At 62.6% G+C, this 15541-nt stretch carries 15 protein-coding genes and 1 riboswitch; of the genes, 10 read left to right on the top strand and 5 right to left on the bottom strand.

Translation table 11 applies throughout. From position 1 onward, the window contains the following. The first annotated feature begins 103 nt into the window (after positions 1 to 103). From RTCK_RS16240 to RTCK_RS16205, 8 genes are all read left to right on the top strand, one after another. Positions 104 to 853, top strand: coding sequence for an IclR family transcriptional regulator (locus tag RTCK_RS16240; RefSeq protein ID WP_142593554.1), 750 nt, complete (start codon positions 104 to 106; stop codon positions 851 to 853). Positions 854 to 1313: 460 nt separating this feature from the next. Then, positions 1314 to 2486, top strand: a complete 1173-nt coding sequence (locus RTCK_RS16235) for an ABC transporter substrate-binding protein (RefSeq protein WP_142593553.1) — start codon at positions 1314 to 1316, stop codon at positions 2484 to 2486. Positions 2487 to 2539: 53 nt separating this feature from the next. Beyond that, entirely contained in the window at positions 2540 to 3400 is an 861-nt protein-coding gene (locus RTCK_RS16230; RefSeq protein ID WP_142593552.1) for a branched-chain amino acid ABC transporter permease, read from the top strand. 35 nt (positions 3401 to 3435) lie between these two features. Beyond that, entirely contained in the window at positions 3436 to 4428 is a 993-nt protein-coding gene (locus RTCK_RS16225) for a branched-chain amino acid ABC transporter permease (RefSeq protein WP_142593741.1), read from the top strand. Beyond that, a complete protein-coding gene (locus RTCK_RS16220) occupies positions 4425 to 5168 on the top strand; it encodes an ABC transporter ATP-binding protein (protein WP_142522448.1) in 744 nt (247 codons plus the stop codon). The genes RTCK_RS16225 and RTCK_RS16220 overlap by 4 nt, the downstream gene beginning before the upstream one ends. Beyond that, positions 5165 to 5887: an ABC transporter ATP-binding protein gene (locus RTCK_RS16215; protein WP_142593551.1), complete on the top strand. Its 723-nt coding sequence runs from the start codon at positions 5165 to 5167 to the stop codon at positions 5885 to 5887. The genes RTCK_RS16220 and RTCK_RS16215 overlap by 4 nt, the downstream gene beginning before the upstream one ends. Positions 5888 to 5999: 112 nt before the next feature. Continuing rightward, the gene (locus RTCK_RS16210; RefSeq protein ID WP_142593550.1) at positions 6000 to 8300 is read left to right on the top strand and encodes an FdhF/YdeP family oxidoreductase; all 2301 of its coding nucleotides are present in this window, start codon (positions 6000 to 6002) and stop codon (positions 8298 to 8300) included. A 148-nt stretch (positions 8301 to 8448) separates the two neighbouring features. Further along, positions 8449 to 9942, top strand: a complete 1494-nt coding sequence (locus RTCK_RS16205; RefSeq protein ID WP_142593549.1) for an acetyl-CoA hydrolase/transferase family protein — start codon at positions 8449 to 8451, stop codon at positions 9940 to 9942. A gap of 37 nt (positions 9943 to 9979) precedes the next feature. Here RTCK_RS16205 and thiD read toward each other — a convergent pair whose 3' ends face one another. The 4 genes from thiD to RTCK_RS16185 all read right to left on the bottom strand — a co-directional run bounded on the left by thiD (position 9980) and on the right by RTCK_RS16185 (position 14090). Continuing rightward, the gene (gene thiD / locus RTCK_RS16200; RefSeq protein ID WP_142593548.1) at positions 9980 to 10798 is read right to left on the bottom strand and encodes a bifunctional hydroxymethylpyrimidine kinase/phosphomethylpyrimidine kinase; all 819 of its coding nucleotides are present in this window, start codon (positions 10796 to 10798) and stop codon (positions 9980 to 9982) included. Beyond that, the gene (thiE, locus tag RTCK_RS16195) at positions 10795 to 11433 is read right to left on the bottom strand and encodes a thiamine phosphate synthase (RefSeq protein WP_142593547.1); all 639 of its coding nucleotides are present in this window, start codon (positions 11431 to 11433) and stop codon (positions 10795 to 10797) included. The genes thiD and thiE overlap by 4 nt, the downstream gene beginning before the upstream one ends. Then, positions 11430 to 12236 (bottom strand): hydroxyethylthiazole kinase, encoded by an 807-nt coding sequence (gene thiM / locus RTCK_RS16190; protein ID WP_142593546.1) that lies wholly within the window; start codon positions 12234 to 12236, stop codon positions 11430 to 11432. Before thiM ends, thiE begins: the two co-directional genes overlap by 4 nt. Positions 12237 to 12275: 39 nt before the next feature. Then, positions 12276 to 12372, bottom strand: a riboswitch (TPP riboswitch). Between the two features lie 35 nt (positions 12373 to 12407). After that, positions 12408 to 14090: a glycoside hydrolase family 13 protein gene (locus tag RTCK_RS16185; RefSeq protein ID WP_142593545.1), complete on the bottom strand. Its 1683-nt coding sequence runs from the start codon at positions 14088 to 14090 to the stop codon at positions 12408 to 12410. 120 nt (positions 14091 to 14210) lie between these two features. Here RTCK_RS16185 and RTCK_RS16180 point away from each other — a divergent pair, with 120 nt between their 5' ends. Next, complete coding sequence (locus RTCK_RS16180) at positions 14211 to 14396, top strand: hypothetical protein (RefSeq protein ID WP_142593544.1); 186 nt, start codon at positions 14211 to 14213, stop codon at positions 14394 to 14396. An 8-nt stretch (positions 14397 to 14404) separates the two neighbouring features. Beyond that, positions 14405 to 14617: a hypothetical protein gene (locus RTCK_RS16175; RefSeq protein ID WP_142522456.1), complete on the top strand. Its 213-nt coding sequence runs from the start codon at positions 14405 to 14407 to the stop codon at positions 14615 to 14617. Between the two features lie 141 nt (positions 14618 to 14758). On the opposite strand, the gene RTCK_RS16170 is transcribed toward RTCK_RS16175, so the two are convergent. Continuing rightward, the gene (locus tag RTCK_RS16170) at positions 14759 to 15541 is read right to left on the bottom strand and encodes an SDR family oxidoreductase (protein ID WP_142593543.1); all 783 of its coding nucleotides are present in this window, start codon (positions 15539 to 15541) and stop codon (positions 14759 to 14761) included.

Here is a 15541-nt window from a genome sequence, read left to right as displayed (position 1 = left end):
ACGCTTGACATTTCATATAATGAAATATTAATTTCAGATATCATGCCAGTTTGCGGCGCCGTGTCAAGAATGGAGGTGTCGCCGCCTAGTAACGGGGCTCCTCATGCCGACGCCGCTCAACAACTCGATCGTCAGAGCCGTGGCGATCCTGGATCTCTTCGACGACAAACGCCAGGAGCTTACCGCGCGCGACGTCGCTGAACTCGAAGGGCTGAACGGCATCACGGCGCACCGGTTTCTCAAGACCCTTGCAGAAACAGGCCTCCTCTATTCGCCACGCAGGGGCGTGTTCCGACTCGGGGGTAAACTGATCGACTACGGGGAGCGCGCCAAAAGCTTCAGCCGGCTGGCGGCGCAGGTCCAGCCCTTCCTCAACGAACTGGCGGCAACGACGAAGGAAGGAGCGATGGCGACCACCTTCGACGGCTCGTTCATCACCTGTATCGCCGCCGCGCATTCCGACGAGACATTCAGCTTCAATGCCCGCGTTGGTGCGCGCATGGAGGCCTATGCGACGGCGAACGGCAAATTGTGGCTCGCGATGGCGGACCCGGTGATGCTCGACAGCTATTTTGCCGCCAACTCGCTGGTGCCGCTCTCCGAGGATACGGTGGTCGAGGAAGGGGCGCTGCGGAAGGAACTCGACCGTATCCGCCGGGACGGCTACTCGATGAACCGCGGCGAGCGAGAGACCGGACTGTCTGCCATGGCCGTTCCCGTCACCACGCGTGCCGGCAACATGGTTGCTGGAATGTCCGTTTTCGGACCCTCTGCGCGGTTTGGCGGCGATCGATGGGAAACGCTTCTGCTGCTGCTCCAGACGACGGCAGACAAGATACGGAATGTCCTCTAGCGCGAACCGCGACGCTTTGCCGATAGCCGAATTCTTTCCCCGAACTGCAGCATGTTCGAGGGTTTGGCCACCGAGGCGCGGTACTTGGCATCGCGATCTTCCTCCCAAGGTATATCGGCATCATATTGACAGTAGCTGTATACAGAATCTACGCTTCCGACATCGTATGACGCTCGCCGCCGGACAGCGGGCCGGCGCGTCGAGGAAGCAGAGGAGATTGCGAGTCCCTGCGGATGCAGAGCGCGGGTTCGGGTGCGCCGGCGACTTCTCGATGTCCATCATAGGCAGCAGGACGTCACGGTTCGTGTATACATCTTGTGAGAATACGCTCGAAAGGCGGATCGGTATCTGCATGCGCGGGAGGAGTTGCGCAGCAGAAGACCGGCACACGACAGGCGAGCCGAAGTCGGAACCCACCCTTCAACGTGGCGGCCGGAAGTCTTGAGGAGGAGGAAAAGACATGCTCAGCAGAAGAATTTTCATCGCAGCAGCCGGCGCCGTACTTGGCGCGCTGGGGACGCTGCCTGCATACGCCCAGGAAGTCGTGAAGATCGGCTTGATCCTGCCGATGACCGGCCCGTTCGCATCCACGGGGCGCCAGGTCGAAGCCGGAGTGAAGGCCTATATGGCCATCAACGGGGATACCGCTGGCGGGAAGAAGATCGAGGTCGTGCTGCGGGACGACGCCGGCACCGCCGACCAGACACGCAGGATTGCGCAAGAACTGGTCGTCAACGATGGCGTCAGCATGCTTATGGGCTTCGGCCTGACGCCGCTTGCGATGTCGGTCGCTCCGGTGCTCAACCAGGCGAAGATACCTGCAATCATCACATCCGCCACCACGTCGGCGATCATGAAGCAGTCGGAGTACTTTGTTCGCACGAGCATGGGAGGTCCGCAGTCGGCGCTTCCCGTCGCCACCTGGGCCGTCGAGAACGGCTTGAAGCGCGTCGTGACGCTCGTGACCGACTACGGCCCTGGCCACGACATCGAGAAGGGCTTCGTCGACCAGTACAAGAAGGAGGGCGGAGAGATCGTCGAATCGGTCCGCGTTCCGCTTCAGAATCCCGACTTCGCGCCATTCCTGCAGCGCGTCCGAGATGCCAAGCCCGATGCCGTCTTCGTCTTCGTGCCCTCCGGCGTCGGCTCGCTGTTCATGAAGCAGTTCGTCGAGCGGGGACTGGCCGATGCCGGTATCAAGCTCATTGCGACCGGGGACGTGACGGATGACGATCTCCTGAACGGCATCGGCGAGGCTGCGAAGGGGGTAATCACGGGGCACTTCTATTCGGCCGACCACGACAGTCCGGAGAACAAGGCGTTTGTGGAGGAAGTCCGCAAGTCCAACAACGGCATGCGGCCGAACTTCATGTCGGTCGGTGGATACGATGCCATGCACCTAGCCTATATGGCCCTCGAAAAGAGCGGTGGAGATACCGATGGGACGAAGCTCGTCGAAGCGATGAAGGGTGCCGAATGGACCAGCCCGCGTGGGCCGATCATGATCGATCCGCAGACGCGAGACATCGTACAGGACATCTACATCCGCGAGGTGAAGGAAGTCGACGGCGAGTTGTACAACGTGGAATTCACGAAATACGAGAAGATCCGCGCTCCGAACTCGGCGCAGTGATCACCCACATTGCGAGGGCCGCTTCGGCGGCCCTCCTGAACGCGTGAGAGCCAATGCTGACAATCCTGTTCGATGGCATCGCCTATGGCATGCTCCTGTTTATCCTCGCTTGCGGACTGACGATAACTCTTGGCTTGATGAACTTCATCAACCTCGCCCACGGCGCATTTGCAATGACGGGCGGCTATGTGACCGTCGTGATGATGAACAGATACGGGCTGTCCTTCTACTGGTGCCTGCCCGCGGCATTCTTCGTCAGTGCCGCTCTGGGAGCGATCCTGGAGCGGACGCTCTACCGGCGGCTTTATCAGGCGAGCCACCTCGACCAGGTCCTGTTCTCAGTAGGCCTTGTCTTCATGGCCGTCGCGGCTGCCGACTATGTCATGGGGGGACAGCAGCAATTGATCCAGCTGCCGCCGGAACTATCCGGCCGGACGGAGATCATCGGGATCGGCATCGGCCGTTATCGCCTGTTCACGATCGTGGTCTGCGCGTTTCTGGCGATGGGGCTGCAGCTCATTCTGTCCAAGACCCGCTTCGGTAGCCGGCTGCGTGCCGCCGTCGATGACCGGCGCGTCGCGATGGGACTCGGCATCAATGTTCCGGTCGTCTTCGCGCTCACCTTCGCCTTCGGATCCGGCCTTGCCGGGCTGGGAGGGGCCATGGGCGCCGAGATCCTCGGCCTCGATCCGAACTTCCCGCTGAAGTTCATGATATATTTTCTGATCGTCGTGGCGGTCGGTGGGACTTCCACCGTAAGCGGTCCCTTTCTCGCCGCGATCCTGCTCGGCATTGCCGACGTTGCGGGCAAATACTACGTGCCGGCAATCGGCCCCTTCGTCATCTACGGGCTGATGATCCTAATGCTGATCGTGCGGCCGAACGGCCTGTTCGCACGTGGGGGTGCGCGATGAGCGTCGTTGCCGATGGGAGCCGGGCTCTTGCGCCAATGCCGGATGACGCGGCTCGAAGCCAGATAAGACGGCGCAGCCGCATTCGCCTCTATGAACTGGTCATCTGGTTCCTGGCGGTGGCGGCCATCATCGTCTTGCCCTCCAAGATGCTGATCCTGACGGAGATCGCGATACTGGCACTGTTTGCCGTTTCGCTTGACCTCGTGCTCGGCTTTGCGGGCATCGTTTCCCTCGGCCATACCGCCTTCTTCGGCCTCGGTGCCTATGTGGCAGGGCTTTTCGCGCGCCATTATTTCGCAGAGCCGGTCGCCGGCCTGATCCTGGCCGGCGCAGCCAGCGGGCTGCTGGGGTTTGCCACGAGTTTTCTGGTGCTGCGCGGCTCCGATCTCACCCGTCTGATGACGACCCTGGGGATCGCGCTGATGCTCGGCGAACTTGCCAACCAGATGGGCTGGCTGACAGGCGGCGCGGATGGGCTGAGCGGCTTCAGCCTGGACCCGATACTGGGGCTGTTCGAATTCGACCTGTGGGGCCGCAACGGTTATATCTACTGCCTGGCGGTGCTTTTCACCTCGACGATGATTGCGCGGCGGATCGCCTATTCCCCCTTTGGGCTTTCGCTGAAGGCCATCAAGACGAACCCGATGCGGGCAGCAATGGTGGGCGTGCCGGCCCGGAGGCGCATCATCATCGTCTACACCGTGGCAGCCGTTATGGCCGGTTTTTCCGGAGCGCTCCTGACCCAGACGACCTCCTTCGTCTCCCCCGACGTTCTGGCGTTCCACCGGTCGGCCGATGTGCTGCTGGTGCTGGTGATCGGTGGCACGGGCTATCTCTACGGCGGCATTCTCGGGGCGATCGGCTTCACGCTTCTGCGGGATTGGCTGTCCGTCGTCACGCCGCAATACTGGATGTTCTGGATCGGCCTCCTGCTGATAATCCTGGTGCTCGTCGGCCGTGACCGGTTGGCGGGTTGGATGCAGTATCTGCCCGGCCGGCTAGCTCAGTCGCGGAGTTCCCGGTCATGATCGCGTTGGAGACCCAGGGATTGAAACGCCGCTTCGGCGCCTTCGTCGTTACGAACGACGTGAGTCTGAGGGTGGAAAGGGGAGCGCGGCATGCACTGATCGGCCCGAACGGTGCGGGCAAGACGACTCTGATCAATCTCCTGACCGGAGTACTGAAGCCAAGCGCGGGGTGCATTCTCCTTGAAGGAGAGGACATCACCGCGCTTCCGGCCCATCGACGGGTCAAGAAGGGCATCACCCGAACGTTTCAGATCAACCAGCTGTTCGGTGAATATACGCCCCTGGAGACACTGGCTCTGGCCATCGGCGAACGTGACGGGATCGGCGGCAACCTTGTCCGCGACCTTGGCAGCTTTGATGATGTCGTGGATGAGGCGGCCGAACTCCTGTCGCGCTTCGGACTGGGGTCGGTGATGGGCCAGCGCACCGCGACCCTGGCCTACGGGAAGCAGCGCCTCCTCGAAATCGCGCTGGCATTCGCCTCGAAGCCCCGCGTGCTGCTTCTCGACGAACCCGCCGCGGGCGTTCCGGAGGATGAACGACACGAGGTGCTCAAGATCGTGTCGGATCTTCCGGGCGACGTCACCGTCCTGCTGATCGAGCACGACATGGACCTGGTCTTCTCGTTTGCGACCTGCATCACGGTCCTGGTTGCCGGCGCGATCTTTGCGGAAGGGCCGGCAACGGAGGTCGCCAACGATGCGCGCGTCAAGGCGGTCTACCTGGGAGAGAGCGCATGACCCGGCCGCTTCTGGTGATCGACGGCCTGGCGGCCGGCTATGGTGAGGCGGCTGTTCTTTCAGGCATAAGCCTGACGATCGAGGAGGGGCGCACGCTCGCCCTGCTGGGGCGCAATGGTACCGGCAAGACCACGCTGGTCGACACGATCGCAGGCTTGACCACGCATCATGCAGGCAGGATTCATCTTCTCGGGCAGGATATCACCCGCCTTCGTGCGGACCGGCGTGCGGCTGCCGGCATCGGCTGGGTGCCGCAGGAGCGGAACATCTTCAAGTCACTGACGGTCGAGGAAAACCTTACGGCGATCGCGAGATCCGGCCCATGGACCCTCAAGCGCGTCTTCGCGATGTTCCCGCGGCTGGAGGAGAGACGCCGCAATCTCGGCAACCAGTTGTCCGGCGGCGAGCAGCAGATGCTTGCGGTCGGTCGGGCGCTGATGGTCAATCCCAGGCTGCTGCTGCTTGACGAGCCGCTGGAGGGGCTAGCGCCCATCATCGTGGATGAATTGCTTGCCGCACTCCGCCAGATCGTCCGGAGCGAGGGCATATCGGCCATCATCATCGAGCAGAAGGCGCGTAAGATTCTGCCGCTGTCGGACGACGCCCTCATCCTAGACCGTGGATCGATCGTCCACCACGGCAGCAGTGCCGAACTCCTCGTCAATGATGACGTGATGGCGGAGCATCTGGCCGTCTCCCGCATAGGCACTTCCGCCTGATCCGCCCACGGATTTCTCATGTGCGTGCCGCTCTGCCGCATGGTGGAGGGAACCATGGCATGACCTCCGGATTACCCACGAAGGCCGTTACAGCCGACATGGGGATCCGGACATGCAGGCACATCAGCGTATCAGGTACTATTCGGGGCCGGCCGGGGGGTGGGGATCGGTCAAGTCTCTGTTCCGCAATGCGCTGCGCTCGCGCGTCCGGCTGGCGACCGCCGACGCGCTGCTGCGACAGAACAAGCCGAAAGGCTTTGCGTGCGTAAGCTGTGCCTGGGCAAAGCCCGCAGAGCCGCACCCGGCTGAGTTCTGCGAGAACGGGGCCAAGGCGACGTTTTGGGAGCTGACGTCGAGGCGTGCGACACCGGAGTTCTTTTCCGGCCACACCGCCGCAGAACTTCGGAGCTGGGACGACCACCACCTCGAAATAACGGGACGGCTGACCCATCCGCTGCGGTTCGATCACGCGTCCGACCGGTATGTGCCGGTGGACTGGGATGCGGCATTTTCCGAGATCGGGGAGGAGTTGGGGCGGATCCGGGCTGAAGACCCGAAACAGGTCGTTTTCTATGCCTCCGGCCGGGCTTCCCTTGAAACGTCATACATGTACCAGCTCCTGGCGCGGCTCTACGGCAACAACAACCTGCCGGACAGCTCGAACATGTGTCACGAATCGACCTCCGTCGCTTTGCCGGAAAGCATCGGCCAGCCGGTCGGGACGGTCCGGCTGGATGATTTCGAGCGTACCGATGCGATCTTTTTCTTCGGCCAGAATCCCGGGTCGAACAGCCCCCGGATGCTCCACCAGTTGCAGGAGGCATCCAGACGCGGCTGCTCGATCGTGACCTTCAATCCGCTCAAGGAACGGGGGCTGGAGCGCTTCACCAATCCCCAAAGCCCGTCGGAGATGCTGACCGGCGCCGAAACCCGGATCTCGGAACGCTACTATCAGGTGAAAGCCGGCGGGGATATCGCGGCGATGATCGGGATGTGCAAGTCGCTCTTCGAACGCGAGGCGGCCTCGGGCGGCATTCTGGATCACGCCTTCCTGTCGCAGCATACGCAGGGCTTCGATGCGTTTCGCAGCTTCGTCGAGGAGCAGTCCTGGGCCGTCCTCGAGAAGGAGGCGGGTCTCAGTCGCTCGGAGATGGAGGAGGCAGCGGCGATCTACGCCCGCTCCAATGCGGTCATGGGCATCTATGGCATGGGGCTGACCCAGCACAAGCTCGGCGTCACCACCATTCAGACGCTCGTCAATTTCCTGTTGTTGCGCGGCAATATCGGCAAACCCGGTGGCGGCATCTGCCCCGTGCGCGGCCATTCCAACGTGCAGGGGCAGCGTACGGTCGGTATCGCGGAAAAGCCTTCCTTGGTGCCGCTGGACAAACTCGCGGAGCTCTACGGCTTCGACCCGCCTCGCGAAGAGGGGCTCACGACGGTGGATGCCTGCCGCGCCATCCTGAATGGTGACGTGAGGGGTTTCATCGGCCTCGGCGGCAACTTCCTGCGCGCGGTTCCGGAAACCGGCCCGATGGAGGAGGCCTGGCCCCGCATGCGCCTGACCGTGCAGGTGGCGACGAAGCTCAATCGCAGCCACCTCTTCAACGGCGAAGTGGCCTATCTTCTTCCCTGCCTCGGAAGGCTGGAACGGGATGAGCAGGCGAACGGGCCACAGGTCGTCACGGTGGAAGATTCCACCTCGTGCTTCCATGCCTCCGTTGGCCGCTATCGCCCGGTTAGCGATCAACTCCGGTCCGAACCGGCGATCGTCGCAGGTATTGCGAAGGCCGCCCTTCCCGAGAACCCGAAGGTGCCGTGGGAGGAATGGGTTGCCGACTACGGTAAGATTCGCGATGCGATCGAGGCTACCTACCCGAAGGTGTTCAAGGACTTCAATAGACGTATGTGGACACCCGGAGGGATGGAAAAGCCGCTCGCGGCGCGGGAACGCAAATGGGAGACGGAGACCGGCAAGGCGAACTTCAAGCTGCCCCAGGCGCTCTCGGCGAGCTTCGATACAGGCAACGACCCCCACGTGCTGCGATTGATCACCCTGCGCAGCAACGATCAGTTCAATACGACGATCTACGGCTATCGTGACCGCTTCCGAGGTATCGAGGGGACGCGTGACGTCCTCCTTCTCAATCGGCAGGACATGGCCCGGCTGAAGATCGAAGACGGCGCACAGGTGTCGCTTCAGACGGAGGCGAGCGACAATGTGCCCCGTACGCTTTCGGGGCTGCGGGCAGTCGAATACGACATTCCGCCGGGATGCTGCGGCGCCTATTATCCGGAATGCAATGTTCTCATCCCGCTTTGGCAGCATGCGGAGAAGAGCAAGGTGCCGGCGGCGAAGTCGGTGCCCGTTCGCGTGGTCCCCGCCGGGATTGGACTTCAAGCCGCGGAATAGCCGCTGGACCACCGGGCGCTGTTCTTGATACCGATCAATGTCGCCAGGCCGGCCCCCTCCTACGGTCCGGCGCGCCGCCTGGGACCGTTGCGCCGGCCATTTGCCGCCTCGGGCCGTTGACGACGTGAAATCGAAAGAAGAGACAAAGATGATTGCCGACCGCATCCGACGCCCCGCCCTTCTGGACAGGATCGTAACCCCCGAGCAGGCAGCCGCCCTGATCCGGGACGGCATGATCATCGGCATGAGCGGGTTCACGAGGGCCGGTGATGCAAAGGCGGTTCCGATCGCCATGGCCGCACGCGCGAAAACCGATCCTTTCAAGATCACCTTGATAACCGGCGCGTCGCTCGGGCATGACGTGGACCGGATGCTGACCGAGGCGAAGGTTCTTGCGCGTCGCATGCCGTTCCAGGCCGACAGAACGCTCCGCGCCGCCATCAACCGCGGTGAGGTGATGTTCATCGACCAGCATTTGTCGGAGACGGTGGAGCACCTGCGTTCCAACCAGCTCGGGCCGATCGATTATGCCATCGTCGAGGCGGCCGCCATCACGGAAGACGGGGGGCTGGTTCCTTCCACCTCCGTGGGCAACTCCGCTAGCTTTGCCGTGCTGGCGAAGAAGATCATCGTCGAGATCAATCTTAGCCAGCCGGCGGAACTCGAAGGTCTGCACGACATCTATTTTCCGGGAAGACGTCCGTCGCGCGTTCCGATTCCCGTGGTCACCTGCGACAGCCGCGTCGGCTTCCCGTACGTGCCGATCGATCCGGATAAGATCGCCGCGATCGTCGTCACCGACGAGAAGGATAGCGCCTCGACCATCGAGCCCCAGGATGACGACACCGGGGCAATCGCTTCGCACCTCATCCGCTTCTTCGAGGCCGAGGTCGAGAAGGGACGCCTGGACCTGACCTTGCAGCCGCTGCAGGCGGGTATAGGTACCATCGCCAATTCGGTTCTGACGGGGCTGGCCGATGGGCCGTTCCATCACCTGCGCATGTACAGCGAAGTGCTGCAGGACAGCACGTTCGATCTTTTCGACGCCGGCAAGCTCGCCTTCGCGTCGGGCTCCTCGATCACCTTGTCCTCGGCCTGCGCCGAGCGGGTGTTTTCGGATTTCCACAAGTACAAGGAGCATCTCGTGCTCCGCCCCCAGGAGATCAGCAACCATCCCGAGGTCATTCGCCGCCTCGGGGTGATCGGCATCAATACGGCGCTGGAAGTCGATATCTACGGCAATGTGAACTCCACCCATGTCAACGGCACCCATATGATGAACGGGATTGGGGGTTCCGGCGACTTTGCCCGTAATGCCTATCTCTCGATCTTCGTCACGAAATCACTGGCGAAGGACGGGAAGATATCCTCTATCGTGCCGATGGTGCCGCATGTGGACCACAACGAGCATGACGTGGATATCATCGTGACCGAAAACGGCCTGGCCGACCTGCGGGAACTGGCACCGCGGGAGCGCGCTGTGGAGATCATCCGAAACTGCTCCCATCCTGATTTCCGCGAGGCGCTCTCCGGTTATTTCGAACGGGCCTGCACCCGTGGTGGCCACACGCCCCATCTTCTGGAGGAGGCCTTGTCATGGCACGAGCGGGTGCGGACCGAGGGTACCATGAGGCTCGACTGAGGGTCGGGTTCGTCGGTTTAGACAGGCGGCTGTTGCCTCATCGGCAATCGTTCGCCGGCTGCCACTGCTCGTGGAAGTGATGGACGGGCCCGTGGCCGGAGCCTGCCTGCAGCTCGTGTGAGCGTTCGATCGCCGTTGCCAGATAGTGCTTGGCAGCACGGACAGCCTCAGCAATGCCGCTGCCCTTGCCCATCTCCGCTGCGATGGCGGACGACAAGGTGCAGCCGGTTCCATGGGTGTTCCGCGTATGAAGGCGAGGGGACTCGAACCATGTCGTTCCGTTCGAATCTATCAGCACATCGGGACTTTCCGCCGATTCAAGGTGGCCGCCCTTGACCAGCACCGCCTGTGGCCCCATGCGACGGAGCGCGTCCGCCTGCACCGCCATTTCCGTGCGATCCGTGGCTTCGGACCGACGGAGCAGGGCCGCAGCCTCCGGGAGGTTGGGTGTGATGAGTGCCGCCAGGGGAAGAAGCCGCGTCCGGACCGCCTCGACGGCATCCGCCTCCAGAAGTGGCGCACCACCCTTGGCCACCATGACGGGATCGAGGACAATGGGGATGTGCGGGCGATCAGCCAGTATGTCGGCGATCGCCTCGGCGATCTCGGCATTGCCGATCATCCCGATCTTGATCGCGTCTACCTGGATGTCGTCCAGGACCGCCCGGAGCTGATCGGCGACAAAGGCTGCGGGTACGAAATGGACGCCGAAGACGCCTCGGGTGTTCTGTGCGGTAAGTGCGGTCAGGACCGACATCCCGTACGTGCCGCGGGCAGCAAAGGTCTTGAGATCCGCCTGGATACCGGCGCCGCCCGATGGATCGGAGCCGGCAATGGAGAGGATGTTCGACGTCACGTCCGCACCTTCCTGATTTCCCGCGCAAACCCCATGGCGGCCTGCTGTGGATCCGCGTTGCCGCATATGGCCGACACGACCGCGAGACCCCGCGCACCGGCCGAAAGTACGGAAGCGACGTGCATCTGCTTCAAGCCGCCGATCGCCACCGCCGGGACAGGAGAGGCAGCAACGATCCGCGACAGCCCGTCGAGGCCGATCGGTTGCTTGTGATCCGGCTTGGTTGCCGTCGCGAAGACAGGGCCGACGCCGACATAGTCCACGACGGCAGGATCGACCGCGCGAGCCAGTTCCTCTGTTTCGACAGAGAGGCCGAGGATGAGCCGGTTTCCGACTACGGCACGGGCAGCCGCAGCAGCCATGTCGCCCTGCCCCACATGCACGCCGTCGGCGCCGATCTCGACGGCGGCCTCGACATCGTCATTGACGATCAGGGGAATCCGGTATTCCGCCAACGCCGACTTGAGCGCCTTGCCCTTCGATATCAGGCTCGCCTTGTCGGCTGTCTTGTCGCGAAGTTGCACGAGGGTCGCGCCGCCCGCGGCTGCGAGACGTGCGGTGGCTTCCATCCCGATGTGGCCGCATAGGACCGGATCAAGCACGAGATAAAGGCTCAGGTCGAGTTCGTGTCTCATTGCAGGCTTATCCTCGCCTCTGCATCCAGCCGCTGCGGGCCGATCGCCGCCAAAGCGTCGAGGAACAAGGGCTGGAAGGAACCCGGACCTTGGGCCCGATGGCTCGCGTCCTCGCCGCAGACGGAGAATAGGGCAAGTGCGGCAATGGTCGCTTCGAAGGGCTGGCCGGGGGCTACCGCCGCGAAGGCGCCGGTCAGGCAGGTCAGCGCGCATCCGAGGGCCGTCACCTTCGGCATCAGCGGCGAGCCGCCTTCGATGACGGCGGATCGTGTTCCGTCCGTCACGAAGTCGGTGTCTCCGGTGACGGCTACGATGCATCGGTGACGGCGAGCCAGCGTGAGAGCGGAACCCCGTGCCGAAGCGCTGCTGTCACGGCTGTCGACGCCCTGCCCCTGCGAGACATCGCCGGCAAGAGCCCTGACTTCCGAGGCGTTGCCACGGATTATCGTGGGTTTCAGTTCAAGCAGTTCGCTCACCACCTGTCTGCGAAACGCAGTGGCATAATGGGCCACGGGATCGAGAACCCAGGGTTTGGCCGCTGTTCCCGCCTCACGAGCGGCTCCTTTCATTCCGGGCACGGCACCCGCCCAAAGGGTACCTATGTTGATCGTTACCGCGGCTGCAATGCCTGCGAACTCCGCAGCCTCCTCTTCCGCGCTGACCATGGCAGGCGATGCTCCCGCGGCGAGAAGGACATTGGCTGCGATGTTCATCGAGACATCATTGGTGATGCATTGCACGAGCGGATTTCGCTCCCGCACCAGGTCCAGCAGTTCACCGCAGAAAGATGTGGAAGTTCTCACCACGACGCCTTTCGAAAAGGCCGGGCAGGGCGAGGGGACCGTCGATCCCGCGCGACTCCCTACGCCAGCATGATCTGGTTCAGGTTCAAAGGGTACTTCTCAGCCCAAGCAAGCCCGGGCGCCCCTGTCTCCCTTAGGCATAGGTGGAAACGACCCGGATGTCACCCTATTTCACGCTGGCGGGGCACATAGCAGGGCGAACGCCTCGTACGGCCGCAGATGCAGCTCCTCTCCCAGCTCGTGGGGAGGCGAATAGTTGCTGATGAGGCAGTGTCCGGAGAGTTGAAGCTCGCCGGGCAGCGTCAGGGCAACCTCCCGCGGGACAAAGTTGGCAACGACCAGGAGTTGCTGGTGATCGAGGGTCCGCGTGTAGACGAAGACCTCCGGATGCTGGTCGAACCAGGACTGGAAGGTCCCGTAGACCACGACCGCATGCTCCTTTCGCAGGGCGATGAGTTTCCTGTAGTGGCTCCAGATCGATCTTTCATCGTTCACCTGGTTTTCCGCATTCAGCGTCGGGTAGTTAGGGTTGACTTCGATCCAGGGAGAGCCGGTCGTGAAGCCGCCGTGAGGGGCGGTGCTCCACTGCATCGGCGTGCGCGCGTTGTCGCGGCCGCTCTGGTTTGCGCCACGAAGGAACTCCTCGGGCGACAGCCCCGCCTCCACATGAAGACGATGCATGTTGAGGGTTTCGACGTCCCGATACTGCTCGATCCTCGCAAACGGCACATTGGTCATGCCGATCTCTTCACCCTGATAGATGAAGGGGGTTCCCTTCATCAGGTGCAGCACGGTTGCGAGCATCTTTGCCGATTCCACATGATAGCCGCTGGCGTCGCCATATCGCGAGACGGCGCGCGGCAGATCGTGATTGCCCCAGAACAACGAATTCCATCCATCTTCGGCAAGGGCGTGCTGCCATTTCCCGAGTACCGACTTCAGCTTGACGAGATCGATCGGTTTCGGGCGCCATTTTCCGTGGACCTCGTCCCAGCCCTGGGTCACATGCTCGAACTGGAAGACCATGGACAGTTCCTTGCGGTCGCGTCCGGAATAGAGAAGCGCCGACCCCGGTGTCGCGCTCCATGCCTCGCCGACCGTCAGGATGTCCCGGCTCCCGAAGGTCCTGCGGTTCATCTCCTGCAGATAATCGTGCAGGTGCGGACCGTCCGCGGTAATTCCTTCATCGACCTTCTTTCCGATGAGATCGATCACATCCATCCGGAAACCGGCAATGCCCCTGTCGAGCCACCAGTTCATCATGCGGTAGATCTCGTCTCTGACCCGAGGATTTTCCCAGTTCAGATCCGGCTGGCGCCGCGAGAAGAGGTGCAGATAGTATTCCTGTGTCGTCGAGTCAAAGGTCCAGGCCGGCCCTCCGAAGGAAGAGGTGAGATCGTTCGGCGGACCGCCATCGGGCGCCGGCGGCCGCCAGACATAGAAATCGCGATAAGCGTTGTCCTTTGAGCGCCGGGCCTGCGTGAACCACGGATGCTCGTCCGACGTATGGTTCACGACGAGGTCGAGAATGATCCCCATTCCCCGCTGGCGGGCCTGCGCCACCAACCGGTCGAAGTCGGCGAGCGTGCCGAACTCCGGCGCGATCGCCTGATAATCCGAGATGTCATAGCCGTTGTCGTCCATCGGCGAGGCATAGATCGGCGAAAGCCAGATCACGGCCACACCCAAGGCCTGGAGATAGTCGAGCCGGTCGATAATGCCGGGCAGATCGCCGATCCCATCTCCGTTGCTGTCACGGAAGCTGCGCGGATAGATTTGGTAAACGGTGGCGGTGTGCCACCATTTCCGCTCGATGCCGAGGGCAGCTTCGGGCGGCAGGGCGAAATCCGGCATGTGGGGCTCCAGCATCTCAGACCATGAGGCCGGAACGTCCGCCCGCCGATCCGGTTCCGCTCGGGGAACATAGGGCGAGGCTGTCTGTTAGCTTCCTGACTGCAGCAGAAAGGAGTTCCCATGAACAGCAAGCTCCCGCCCATCCCGGAGGAAAACCGGAGCGACAAGGGGCCAGGCGAAGGCGCCGCGGCGGCCCTGTCGCAGGAGAAAGCCGCTGATCCCGCCACGAAGAACTACGCCAAGCAGGGTCAGCAGGGAAATAGCAAGATCAACACCACGAACCAAGGTTACCAGCAGGATCGATAGGAGGCCTCATGTCGACGTCAGAAAAAACTCCCGCCAGTATCCGGCAAGGCGGCCCAGGGGCCTCCCATGAAAACGCGAAGGCGCCGTTGCAGGTGAAGAAGCCGGCGGCGGATTCCGACAAGCGTGCCCGGAGCCGTGTCTCCGGTGGCGGAGGCGAGGCTGACAGCCACCATACCCATGACGCGGAGCGAAAGGGCGGGTCTTCGCGGCCGGCTCACTAGCGGTCGAAACAATATGTCGAGTCCGCCGACCCGGACTCGGCACCTCCGGATCTCCGAGGTGGCGCGTGGTGTGGCAACGAAGTGGTAGGCCTTCCTCTATTGCCAACGCCGGTTGTGGAGTGGGGAGACAGGTGGCAACAATTATCGAAGCAGGCTCTGCCCGCCGTCCACGAAGATGGGAACGCCCGTCACATGCCGGGCCCTCGGGGAGGCCAGGAACAGGATCACATCGGCGACCTCCGCGGCATCGCCCGGCTCCCCTTCCGTCAGAGGGATGTCACCTTCCGGCCAATCGACGGGAATGGCAGTCTGCTGCGGGTTCCTGAGATCGGTATTGTCCTGAATCTTGGTGGCGATCTTCCCCGGACACACGGCGTTGACCCGGATTCCGTGTTTTCCAAGTTCGAGCGCGAGTTGCTGCGTCATGGCCACCTGTGCCGCCTTCGTGGCGGAATAGGCCGTGGCGCCCGGCGACGTGAAGGTGCGATTGCCGTTGATGGATGAGACGATGATGATCGAGCCGTCGCCTTGGGATTTCAGGATCGGAACGGTGGTATGAAGCGTGAGATAGGTGCCGCGCAGATTGACGCGGATCGTCTTGTCCCATTCCTCCGGCTTCAGTTCGTCTATCGGCGCCCAGACCCCGTTGATACCCGCATTGGCAACGACGATGTCGAGTCGGCCGTAGGCTTCAAGAAGCCGGGCGATGGCCGCCCGCATCTGTCCTTCGTCGGCCACATCGGCAACGAGGTCGATCGCCCGTCCGCCCGCAGCGACGATGTCCTCCACCGTCTGCCGGAGCTCGCCGGACGTGTGACCTAGCGCGGCGACCGTGGCTCCCTGGGCTGCCAGCGTCAATGCAGCCGCCTTCCCGATGCCGGAGCCAGCACCTGTTACAAGGGCCACTCGAGATTGTAATTCCAT

This window comes from Pseudorhizobium endolithicum, assembly GCF_902153245.2.
GTDB classification, from domain to species: domain Bacteria; phylum Pseudomonadota; class Alphaproteobacteria; order Rhizobiales; family Rhizobiaceae; genus Neorhizobium; species Neorhizobium endolithicum.
The sequence above is the reverse complement of the archived record's forward strand: the minus strand, read 5'-3'. Positions and strand labels throughout refer to the sequence as shown.

Coding starts and splice junctions, on each gene's coding strand:
- RTCK_RS16240 (WP_142593554.1), top strand. CDS start 104: ATGCCGACGCCGCTCAACAACTCGATCGTCAGAGCCGTGGCGATCCTG.
- RTCK_RS16235 (WP_142593553.1), top strand. CDS start 1,314: ATGCTCAGCAGAAGAATTTTCATCGCAGCAGCCGGCGCCGTACTTGGC.
- RTCK_RS16230 (WP_142593552.1), top strand. CDS start 2,540: ATGCTGACAATCCTGTTCGATGGCATCGCCTATGGCATGCTCCTGTTT.
- RTCK_RS16225 (WP_142593741.1), top strand. CDS start 3,436: ATGCCGGATGACGCGGCTCGAAGCCAGATAAGACGGCGCAGCCGCATT.
- RTCK_RS16220 (WP_142522448.1), top strand. CDS start 4,425: ATGATCGCGTTGGAGACCCAGGGATTGAAACGCCGCTTCGGCGCCTTC.
- RTCK_RS16215 (WP_142593551.1), top strand. CDS start 5,165: ATGACCCGGCCGCTTCTGGTGATCGACGGCCTGGCGGCCGGCTATGGT.
- RTCK_RS16210 (WP_142593550.1), top strand. CDS start 6,000: ATGCAGGCACATCAGCGTATCAGGTACTATTCGGGGCCGGCCGGGGGG.
- RTCK_RS16205 (WP_142593549.1), top strand. CDS start 8,449: ATGATTGCCGACCGCATCCGACGCCCCGCCCTTCTGGACAGGATCGTA.
- thiE (WP_142593547.1), bottom strand. CDS start 11,433: ATGAGACACGAACTCGACCTGAGCCTTTATCTCGTGCTTGATCCGGTC.
- RTCK_RS16185 (WP_142593545.1), bottom strand. CDS start 14,090: ATGCCGGATTTCGCCCTGCCGCCCGAAGCTGCCCTCGGCATCGAGCGG.
- RTCK_RS16180 (WP_142593544.1), top strand. CDS start 14,211: ATGAACAGCAAGCTCCCGCCCATCCCGGAGGAAAACCGGAGCGACAAG.
- RTCK_RS16175 (WP_142522456.1), top strand. CDS start 14,405: ATGTCGACGTCAGAAAAAACTCCCGCCAGTATCCGGCAAGGCGGCCCA.
- RTCK_RS16170 (WP_142593543.1), bottom strand. CDS start 15,541: ATGGAATTACAATCTCGAGTGGCCCTTGTAACAGGTGCTGGCTCCGGC.